The 9,445-nt window shown below is 60.6% G+C and carries 8 protein-coding genes; 2 read left to right on the plus strand and 6 right to left on the minus strand.

The window, feature by feature from the left end; genetic code table 11:
- Position 1: 1 nt before the first annotated feature.
- Positions 2-1,687: a chloride channel protein gene (locus RGAI101_RS00720; RefSeq protein WP_008227645.1), complete on the plus strand. Its 1,686-nt coding sequence runs from the start codon at positions 2-4 to the stop codon at positions 1,685-1,687.
- A gap of 146 nt (positions 1,688-1,833) precedes the next feature.
- On the plus strand, positions 1,834-3,579 hold the full coding sequence (locus RGAI101_RS00725; RefSeq protein ID WP_008228098.1) for a calcium-binding protein: 1,746 nt from the start codon (positions 1,834-1,836) through the stop codon (positions 3,577-3,579).
- Between the two features lie 9 nt (positions 3,580-3,588).
- On the opposite strand, the gene RGAI101_RS00730 is transcribed toward RGAI101_RS00725, so the two are convergent.
- The 6 genes from RGAI101_RS00730 to RGAI101_RS22275 form a co-directional block, all read right to left on the minus strand.
- Positions 3,589-3,936, minus strand: a complete 348-nt coding sequence (locus RGAI101_RS00730; RefSeq protein WP_008228789.1) for a DUF427 domain-containing protein — start codon at positions 3,934-3,936, stop codon at positions 3,589-3,591.
- A 39-nt stretch (positions 3,937-3,975) separates the two neighbouring features.
- A complete protein-coding gene (locus RGAI101_RS00735; RefSeq protein ID WP_037227013.1) occupies positions 3,976-5,766 on the minus strand; it encodes an aminopeptidase P family protein in 1,791 nt (596 codons plus the stop codon).
- Positions 5,767-5,822: 56 nt separating this feature from the next.
- Positions 5,823-7,700, minus strand: coding sequence for a cobaltochelatase subunit CobT (cobT, locus tag RGAI101_RS00740; protein ID WP_008228570.1), 1,878 nt, complete (start codon positions 7,698-7,700; stop codon positions 5,823-5,825).
- Positions 7,697-8,089 (minus strand): hypothetical protein, encoded by a 393-nt coding sequence (locus RGAI101_RS00745; RefSeq protein ID WP_008226980.1) that lies wholly within the window; start codon positions 8,087-8,089, stop codon positions 7,697-7,699. Before RGAI101_RS00745 ends, cobT begins: the two co-directional genes overlap by 4 nt.
- Positions 8,082-9,068 carry a cobaltochelatase subunit CobS gene (gene cobS / locus RGAI101_RS00750; protein WP_008226853.1) on the minus strand — a complete coding sequence of 329 codons (987 nt, stop codon included), beginning with the start codon at positions 9,066-9,068 and terminating at the stop codon, positions 8,082-8,084. The genes RGAI101_RS00745 and cobS overlap by 8 nt, the downstream gene beginning before the upstream one ends.
- A 219-nt stretch (positions 9,069-9,287) precedes the next feature.
- Positions 9,288-9,445 (minus strand): J domain-containing protein (locus RGAI101_RS22275; RefSeq protein ID WP_254655290.1); only part of this gene is annotated, 158 nt, incomplete at its 5' end.

Genomic DNA, 9,445 nt, shown 5'->3' on the forward strand with positions numbered 1-9,445 from the left:
TATGGCCTTGAAACCCCGTCCCTATCTGATCGAACAATATGGTGTGGCCCGTGGCAGGGCCCGCGCAGGCTGGGACGTGCTGCGCCTTCAGGGGCCGGGCAAGGTTACCTTCTGGTTCATTGCCCTTGTGGTGGGCATCGCGGCGGGTTTTGCCGCATTGTTTTTCCGCAAGGGAATCAACGCGATACAAGCGTTCCTTTACGGGACTGAAGACGTGCAGCACCTGCACAGCTTTATCGGCAGCCTGGATTGGCACTGGGTCGTCCTGATTCCGACGGTCGGCGGGCTGCTGGTTGGGTTGATCCTGCATAACTTCACCCGTGACGCGCGTGTGCGCAGCGTCAGCGATGTGATCCTGGGCGCTGCGATGCATGATGGTCGGGTCGAAACGCGGGCCGGTCTGGCCTCGGCTTTGGCGTCGATGATCACGCTTAGCACCGGTGGATCGTCGGGCCGTGAAGGGCCGGTGGTCCATTTGGCCGCCGTTATTTCCACCCTTGTCAGCCGCCGCATCAACGCCAGCGGCATCACCGGGCGCGACCTGCTGGGCTGTGCCGTGGCGGCGGCCGTTTCAGCCAGCTTCAACGCGCCGATTGCCGGTGCGCTTTTCGCGCTCGAAGTCGTGCTGCGGCATTTTGCAGTCCACGCCTTTGCGCCCATCGTAATTGCATCGGCTGCGGGAACGGTGATCAACCGGATGGAATTCGGCGGGCTGACAGAATTTGCGCTGCCCAAGATTGGCGATGTGGCCTTTTACGCTGAACTCCCTGCGTTCCTGCTGCTTGGGCTGACCTGCGGGGTTGTTGCTGTCGTGCTGATGCGCAGCATTTTCTGGGCCGAGGATATCGGCAACTTTATCCAGGACCGCAGCAAACTGCCACGCTATCTGCGCCCGGCCGCAGCGGGGGCGATCCTGGGGGTGATTGCGCTGTGGTTCCCCCATATCATCGGCGTCGGCTACGAGACGACGACGCGTGCGCTGGCGGGCAATCTGGTGTTGAACGAAGCGCTGGTTTTCGCGGTGCTCAAGATCATCGCCGTGTCGATCACCTTGGGCGGGCGCATGGGCGGCGGCGTGTTTTCACCGTCCTTGATGTTGGGGGCGCTGACCGGTCTGGCCTTCGGGCTGATCGCGACGGGGGTGTTTCCCAATGTGTCCGGCGTTACTTCGCTTTATGCGCTGGCGGGGATGGGGGCGGTTGCGGCTGCCGTTCTCGGGGCTCCGATTTCGACGACCTTGATCGTGTTCGAACTGACCGGCGACTGGCAGACCGGGCTGGCCGTTATGATCGCCGTGAGCATGTCCACGGCGCTGGCTTCACGCATGGTCGACCGCAGCTTTTTCCTGACCCAGATGGAGCGGCGCGGTGTGCATCTGGCAGCCGGTCCGCAGGCCTATCTGCTGGCGATGTTTGTCGTCGCGCGGATCATGCGCCGCCCTGATGATCCACGCGCGGCTGATCCAGACGTTTGCTGGACCCTGATCAAAGAGGGGACATATATCGACGGCACCGCCACGCTTGAGGCTGCGATGCCGATCTTTGAACAATCAGCGGTCGCATTTATTCCCGTCGTGACCCTCAAGCCCGATTCGCCCCCCGAATTGCTGGGCGCGCTGTTCCAGGTGGACGCATTGAAGGCCTATAACCGCGCCTTGGCAGATACCGCTGCAGAAGAGCATTCATAACTGTATCAAATATTCGGACAATGCGGAGCATGGCGATGAATTATCGTTCATACGTGATCAGCCGGCTGAATTGAGGCAATTTCGTGGCTTAACGAAGGCATGAATTGGGTTAATCTATTCCTAACTTTATTTAAGGGGATTGATTTATGTTGGGATTGCTTTTGCTACCCGCCTTGGCACTTTTTGGTGCCGCCGGTTTATTCAGTGATGACAATGACGACACCGATACGACGGACCAGATGCAGGATGACCCCGAGGGTGTTCTGAACACTGCGACCGGGACGAGTGGCAATGATCTGCTGAACGGCACGGGTGCGATGGATGATCTGAACGGGCTTGAGGGCGACGATACCATCAACGGTTTCGGCAATGACGATTCCCTGGTGGGCGGTGCCGGGTCCGACAGCCTTTCCGGCGGCGGTGGGAACAACCTTGTCACTGGTAACGATGGCGATGACACGTTGAATGGTGGTCCACAGGCGGACACGCTTGATGGCGGTGCCGGTGCGGATGTGCTGACCGGCTTTGGCGACGACGATCTGCTGCAGGGCGGCGACGGTCCCGATCTGCTGCGCGGCGGCACGGGCAACGATAGCCTGTCAGGTGAAAACGGTAACGACACGCTGGATGGCGGAGCGGGCAACGATTCACTCGAGGGCAACTTTGGCGATGATAGCCTTGCCGGGTTTGGCGGAGAGGACACGCTTGTCGGCGGCAACGGCGCGGATACCCTTGACGGGGGCGATGGCGCAGACACCCTGTTTGGCAACGGTTTGGCCGACACGCTGTTCGGCGGCAAGGGTAATGACGTGCTGCGCGGCGGTACCAACAACGACCTGCTGAATGGCGGGTCTGGAAATGACGACATCCAAGGCAATTTTGGCGCGGACACCCTGTTTGGCGGCCGTGGCTTTGACACGCTGAGCGGGGGCGAGGGGTTTGACTATCTCGCCGGTAACGACGGCAATGACGCACTCTATGGCAACGACGGCAATGATGGTCTGAACGGCGGTGGGGGCAACGATTCCCTGTTCGGTGGTACCGGCAATGACACGCTAAGCGGTCTGTCCGGTGACGATCTGCTGGATGGCATGGGCGGCAACGACCTGCTGAATGGCAATGCGGGTGACGACACGCTGACAGGGGGCGGCCTGGACGATATTTTGAACGGGGGCGCGGGCGATGATGTGCTGGATGGAGGCACCCAAAGCGATCTGCTGAATGGCGGTGGCGGCAATGACAATCTGTTCGGCCACAGTGGTGCCGATACGATCAACGCAGGTCCCGGCAACGATACGCTGTCCGGCGGCGAAGGCCCTGACCAGTTGGCGGGCAACAAGGGCGATGATATCATCAGCGGCGGCGCGGGCAACGACGCGATCTTTGGCGGGCCGGGCAATGACACGATGATGGGTGATGACGGCAATGATTTCCTGCTGTCGGGTACCGGGGCAGATCAGATTGACGGCGGGGCCGGCAATGATGTGATCCGCGCCTATGACTTCAACTTTGGCACGGATGTCACCGGTGCGTCGGACACGCTGGCCGATACGGTCATGGGGGGCGATGGCAATGACACCATCAGCGCCAATGATGGGGATACAGTGACGGGCGGTGCCGGTGCTGACGTGATCAACGCGATCGGCTATGATCAGGTCGGCACGGCCCCTGTCATTGTGACGGATTTCAATCTGGCGGAAGACGGGCTGTATCTGCAGGAAACCCAAAGCTCTCCGGCGACATTCGCACCGGGCGATGGCAACTTTGTCATTCGCCCCGCTGCCAATGGCACGGACAGTGAAATCGTTGTGGGCGGGAACGTGGTCGTGATCTTGCAAAATACCGATGCCGCCGCCCTAAGCGCCGACACCAGCTGGTTGCTGAACGTCTAGAGGCGACGCCTAGATCTGTTCGACGGCGACTTCGTCGACAGTCGCATAAAAGGCCAGATGACCCTTGATCCCGGCGACAGCGTCGTTGGGATCTTCATAGGACCACGCCACGTTGTTCAACGTGCGGCTTTTCGTGACCACGGAATAATAGCTGGCGTCGCCTTTATGCGGGCAATGGGTGGTTTTTTCAGTCTTGTCGAGAAACGCCATGGCGATGTCTTCGCGCGGGATATAGATCACCGCCGCCATGTCGCCTTCCCGCAGCTCCAGCGCATTCTTGGTCTCGGCAAGCACGGCCCCCCCGGCGCGTACCGTCCACGTTCCCTTGGCATTCAAAATCTTGATGTGGTCTGCCATTTTAACATTTCCCCCTGAAATACTTTGATTTTCCGGCGCTCAGATCGGCGCAGTTGCGGCATCCAACCATAGTTTCGCCGCAGGCGATAGCCGGGGCCCGATCTTTTCCGCAACGTCGCTGTGATAGGCATTCAACCAGTCGCGCGTCGGCGTATCCAACATATCCGCAAGGATCAGCCGCTTGTCGATCGGGGCAAAGCTCAGCGTCTCCCACATCAGCATTTCACGGTGACCATCCCCGCCCGGCAGATCAGGGGCAGGGCGTACGACCAGCAGGTTTTCAAGCCGGATGCCAAAGGCCCCTTCGCGGTAATAGCCGGGCTCGTTGCTCAGGATCATACCGGGCGACAGGGGAACGGTACTGATCCTGCTCAATCGCTGCGGGCCTTCATGCACGCTTAGGTATGCGCCGACGCCGTGTCCCAATCCGTGATCAAAATCCTGGCCTGCCATCCAAAGCGGCAAGCGCCCGATGGCTTCGATGTGGCACCCGGCAAGGCCGCTTGGCCAGCGCAGACGGCTCATCGCGATCATGCCCATCAGCACACGGGTAAACGCTTGCTTCGCCTCGAGAGGGGCCGCGCCGATGGCGACGGTACGGGTGATGTCAGTCGTGCCATCCAGATATTGCCCGCCGGAATCCAGCACCAGCAGATGGCCTTCCTCAAGGGTGCTGTCGGTGTCTTCGGTCACGCGGTAATGCATGATCGCCCCGTTGGGACCGGTGCCTGCGATGGTTTCAAAGCTGATGTCCTGCAAGGCATTGTCGCGCCGCCGTGCGTCCTCCAGCTTTGCCACGACCTGCGTTTCTGACACCGTGCCGGGGGCCTGCGCATCCAGCCAGGCGAGCAATTCAACAAGGGCGGCACCGTCGCGCAGATGGGCCGCAGCCGATCCGGCAACCTCTGCGGCGTTCTTGCAAGCCTTGGGCAAGGCGCAGGGGTCGTCGCCCCAGGACGCATGTTCGCCCACCGCATCGGCAACGGCAACGGGAACGGTTGTCTTGTCCAGCCGGATCCGTCCGGGCAGGGCACCAAGATAGGCCAGCAAGGTGTGCGGCGGATGTACGGTCACGCTGTCACCCAGATGGTCGGCCAGATCGGCGACCTTTTCCGGTGCCACGAACAAATCAACCGCTGCCGATCCATGCAACACGGCAAAGCCATGCACCACAGGATTGCGCGCAATATCCGCGCCACGAATATTCAGCAGCCAGCACAGGCTGTCCGGCAGGGTGATCACTGCCGCGGTTTCTCCCTTGTCGCGCAAAACCTTTCCCAAGCGCGCACATTTGTCGGTATGAGACTCACCGGCGAATTCAAGCGGATGGACCTTGGCCGGAAACATCGGTGGTGCCGGTTGATCGTGCCAGATCCGGTCCACCAGATTGGGGCATCGTCGCATTTCGATCCTGCTGCCCTTCAAGGCCTCTCCAAGCTGTTCGATTTGCCCTTCGGCATGCAGCCACGGATCAAATCCAACGACACCACCCTGCGGCAATTCCGACCGAAGCCAGTCGGCCAAAGACACCTCGGGCCAGGCTACGGGGGTATAGACATCCGCCACCTGCGCCTTGACCTGCGTCCGGTAGCGCCCGTCGATGAACACGCCAGCCACATCCATCAAGGCAGCACAAAACCCGGCCGACCCGGTAAACCCTGTCAGCCAGCTTAGACGTTCATCGTGAGGGGCGACATATTCGCCCTGATGCGCGTCGGCCCGTGGCACCAAAAAGCCGTCCAGCCCTTCGATCTTCAGCTCCGTGCGCAACGCTGCCAGGCGTGGTGGCCCCTGTTCAGGCCTCGAAGTCACCTCAAACGATTGAAACATGACGCAAGTCCCTCTTCATTTTGCCAAATAAACTCCCCGCGGAGCGTCCCGTCGCCTCAGCTTGCGCGGCGGATGCCCATGACGCGGGCCCGTGCGCGGGGATCAGTGTCAAACAGAGCCGCCAGCTGTTCGGTCATCGCACCGGCCAGCTGATCGACATCGGTAATCGTGACGGCGCGATCATAGTAGCGCGTCACATCATGGCCGATCCCGATCGCCAGCAGTTCGACCGCCTTGCGCTTTTCGACCATGGCGATCACGTCGCGCAGGTGTTTCTCCAGATAGTTGGCCGGGTTCACCGACAAGGTGCTGTCATCGACGGGCGCGCCGTCGCTGATCACCATCAATATCTTGCGCGACTCATGGCGGGCAATCATCCGGCGGTGCGCCCATTCCAGCGCCTCGCCGTCGATGTTTTCCTTCAGCAGGCCTTCCTTCATCATCAAACCCAGATTGGGCCGCGTCCGCCGCCATGGGGCATCGGCGGATTTATAGATGATGTGGCGCAGGTCGTTCAGACGTCCGGGCTGCACGGGGCGGCCCTCGTTCAACCATGCCTCGCGGGCCTGGCCGCCTTTCCAGGCGCGGGTGGTAAAGCCCAGGATTTCGACCTTGACGTTGCAGCGTTCCAGCGTGCGCGCCAGAACATCGGCGCAGATCGCCGCGATGGAAATCGGACGTCCCCGCATTGAGCCGGAGTTGTCCAGAAGAAGCGTCACGCAGGTGTCGCGGAATTCTGTGTCTTTTTCCATCTTGAACGACAAGGGCGTTGTCGGGTTCGCCACGATGCGCGCCAGACGGCCCGCGTCCAGCGTACCTTCTTCCAGATCGAACTCCCAGGACCGGTTCTGCTGGGCTTGCAAGCGGCGTTGCAACTTGTTGGCAAGGCGGCTCACGGCTCCCTTGAGCGGCTCCAGCTGTTGATCGAGATAGGCGCGCAGGCGTTCCAGTTCGGCTGGTTCCGCCAGATCTTCGGCACCGATGACCTCGTCATGGTCGGTCTGATAAACAAGATAATTCGGATCGGCATCAGACGCTTGCGGCGGGGCCGGGGGCTCCATCGGGGCGTCGCCGTCGGGCATCTCGGCCTCTTCGCCAAGCTCCTGATCGGCCATATCGTCCATCGACACTTGTGCCTGCGACGCGTCCTGCTGTTCTTCCTGGGACTGTTCCGGCGACGCTTCTGCTTCTTCGTCGTCCTGATCATCCTGACCGGTGCTATCCGGATCCTGCTCCTCTTCGGTGCCTTCTTCTTCGGCGCTGTCCTGATCTTCGTCGGACTGGTCGGGGTCATCGCCCAACTGATCGCCATAGCCCAGATCAACGATCATCTTGCGCGCAAACCGCGCAAAAGCGGCTTGATCGTCGAGCGTATCGCTCAGGGTTTCCAGCGTCGATCCGGCCTGTTCCTCGATATAGCCGCGCCACAACTCCATCGCGTTGGATGCGCCGGTGGGCAGATCGCGGCCGGTGGCCAGATGGCGCACCAGATAGCCTGCAGCGGTGGCCAAGGGCACATCGCTGGGCTGCTTCGCCTGATCATAGCCCTTGCGTAGGGAATCGTATTTGATCTTGGCGTCGATGTTTCCGGCGGTGCCGGGCATGTCGCGCGCGCCCACGGCTTCGCAGCGCGCGGTTTCCATCGCTTCGTACAGCTCGCGTGCCATGTCGCCGTTTGGCAGGTATTTCGAATGGGTCTGTCCGTTGTGGTAGCGCCGGTTCAGCGCCAGCGCATCCGCCGTGCCGCGGGCCAGCAACACTTCGTCGCGCGTCATGCGGCGGCTGACCTGAGGCAGGCGCATCGCATCCCCCGACAGGCCGGACGGGTCGACAGAGTAGCTGACCGTCAGATCAGGGTCGTGCGACATGACCTTGGTCGCTTCGGCCAGGGCCTTCTTGAACGCGTCTGCGGGATTGTCTGATGGTTTGCTCATTTCAAATCTCGCGTCTCAGGATGGTTGCTGGCAAAACTCTCGCAGGTTTGTGTCAGTGTTTCAAACACCTTGCGAGACTGCTTGTCGTTGGCGTAAATCACGGCTTCGGCCAAAAGGGCCATTGCGCTGCGTTGGTCTTGGATCGTCCGGTCAATTTCGGTGACGCGGGCAGGGGCCAGTCTGACGGCGACAGCGCGAAATGCATCGGATCGTTTCACATAGGCGGGCGAACTGTCCAAAAAGGCGGATCGTTTCGCATAGTCGTCGAACCCCAGCCAGAAGGCCGCACATTGCGCGGCCGGATAAAGAGCCGCGTCATCATAGGCCTGCGCGCCACTGCTTGACAGCAGGGCGGCACAGGTGCCGATGATGGATGCGCCTTTACCCAAGGCTCACGCTGGCCGCTGATTCAGGCAGTTCTTCGTCGAACAGGCGCTGATAGAATTCGGCAACCGTCTGGCGTTCAAGTTCGTCACATTTGTTAAGGAAGGACAGGCGGAAGGCGTAGCCGATGTTGCGGAAGATCTCGGCGTTCTGGGCCCATGCGATGACAGTCCGCGGGGACATCACGGTGGACAAATCACCGTTCATGAAGGCGGTCCGTGTCAGGTCGGCAACGGTGACCATCTGCTTGATCGTCTTGCGGCCCTTGTCGGTGTTGTAATGCGGGTTCTTGGACAGAACGATCGCGGTTTCCGCGTCAATGGACAGATAGTTCAGCGTGGCGACCAGCGACCAGCGGTCCATCTGACCCTGGTTGATCTGCTGGGTCCCGTGATACAGGCCCGTGGTGTCGCCCAGGCCGACCGTGTTGGCCGTAGCGAAGATACGGAAATAGGGGTGTGGTTCGATCACCTGGTTCTGGTCCAGCAAGGTCAGCTTGCCGTCGACTTCCAGCACGCGCTGGATCACGAACATCACGTCGGCGCGGCCCGCATCGTATTCGTCGAAAACGATCGCTGTCGGGTTGCGCAAGGCCCAAGGCAGGATGCCCTCTTGGAAAGTGGTAACCTGTTTGCCGTCCACCAGTTTGATTGCGTCTTTACCGATCAGGTCGATCCGGCTGATGTGGCTGTCAAGGTTGACGCGCACGCAGGGCCAGTTCAGCAGGCTTGCCACCTGTTCGATGTGGGTGGATTTGCCGGTGCCGTGATAGCCCTGCACCATGACGCGGCGGTTGTGGTTGAAACCGGCCAGGATCGCCATCGTGGTGTCAGGATCAAACTTGTAGGTGCTGTCCAGATCGGGAACGCGGCTGGTGCGTTCTTCGAAACCGTGCACGATCATATCTGTATCAATGCCAAAGACTTCGCGAACGGAGATCTCTTTGGTGGGTTTCGTGTTAAGATCCAATGAGGTCTCGGCCATGTCGTGTCGTCCTTCATGCTGGTGTGCGCCCTGCGGGTCAGGGTCGCCGTTGGGTGGCAACATATCTTTCTGAGGCGCAAGGGAAAGGGGCAATTCGCCCCTGCGACATTGATGCGGCGGTCAAATTTGCAGCCAGTTGCAAATTTCGGGCATTTTGGCGCTGCGGTCGGGTCTTTTGCGCGCCTTAGCCATATCGCAGGCAAGGCGCGCAAAGTCGGTTTACTGGTCCTTGAAGTTCCGGCTGGATTTCAGCTGGTCCCAGGCCCAGACGACCTCTTGCAGCTGTTCTTCCTGGCTCCGGTCGCCGCCGTTCATGTCGGGGTGCAGGACCTTGATCAGCTTTTTGTAGGCCTTGCGAACCTCGGGCTTGGTCCAGG

This window comes from Roseobacter sp. GAI101, from assembly GCF_000156335.1.
GTDB lineage: Bacteria > Pseudomonadota > Alphaproteobacteria > Rhodobacterales > Rhodobacteraceae > Sulfitobacter.

Bases quoted from the DNA above. Each gene is read 5' to 3' on its own strand.
- cobS (WP_008226853.1), bottom strand. From the start codon at position 9,068: ATGGCCGAGACCTCATTGGATCTTAACACGAAACCCACCAAAGAGATC.
- cobT (WP_008228570.1), bottom strand. From the start codon at position 7,700: ATGAGCAAACCATCAGACAATCCCGCAGACGCGTTCAAGAAGGCCCTG.
- RGAI101_RS00730 (WP_008228789.1), bottom strand. From the start codon at position 3,936: ATGGCAGACCACATCAAGATTTTGAATGCCAAGGGAACGTGGACGGTA.
- RGAI101_RS00725 (WP_008228098.1), top strand. From the start codon at position 1,834: ATGTTGGGATTGCTTTTGCTACCCGCCTTGGCACTTTTTGGTGCCGCC.
- RGAI101_RS00720 (WP_008227645.1), top strand. From the start codon at position 2: ATGGCCTTGAAACCCCGTCCCTATCTGATCGAACAATATGGTGTGGCC.
- RGAI101_RS00735 (WP_037227013.1), bottom strand. From the start codon at position 5,766: ATGTTTCAATCGTTTGAGGTGACTTCGAGGCCTGAACAGGGGCCACCA.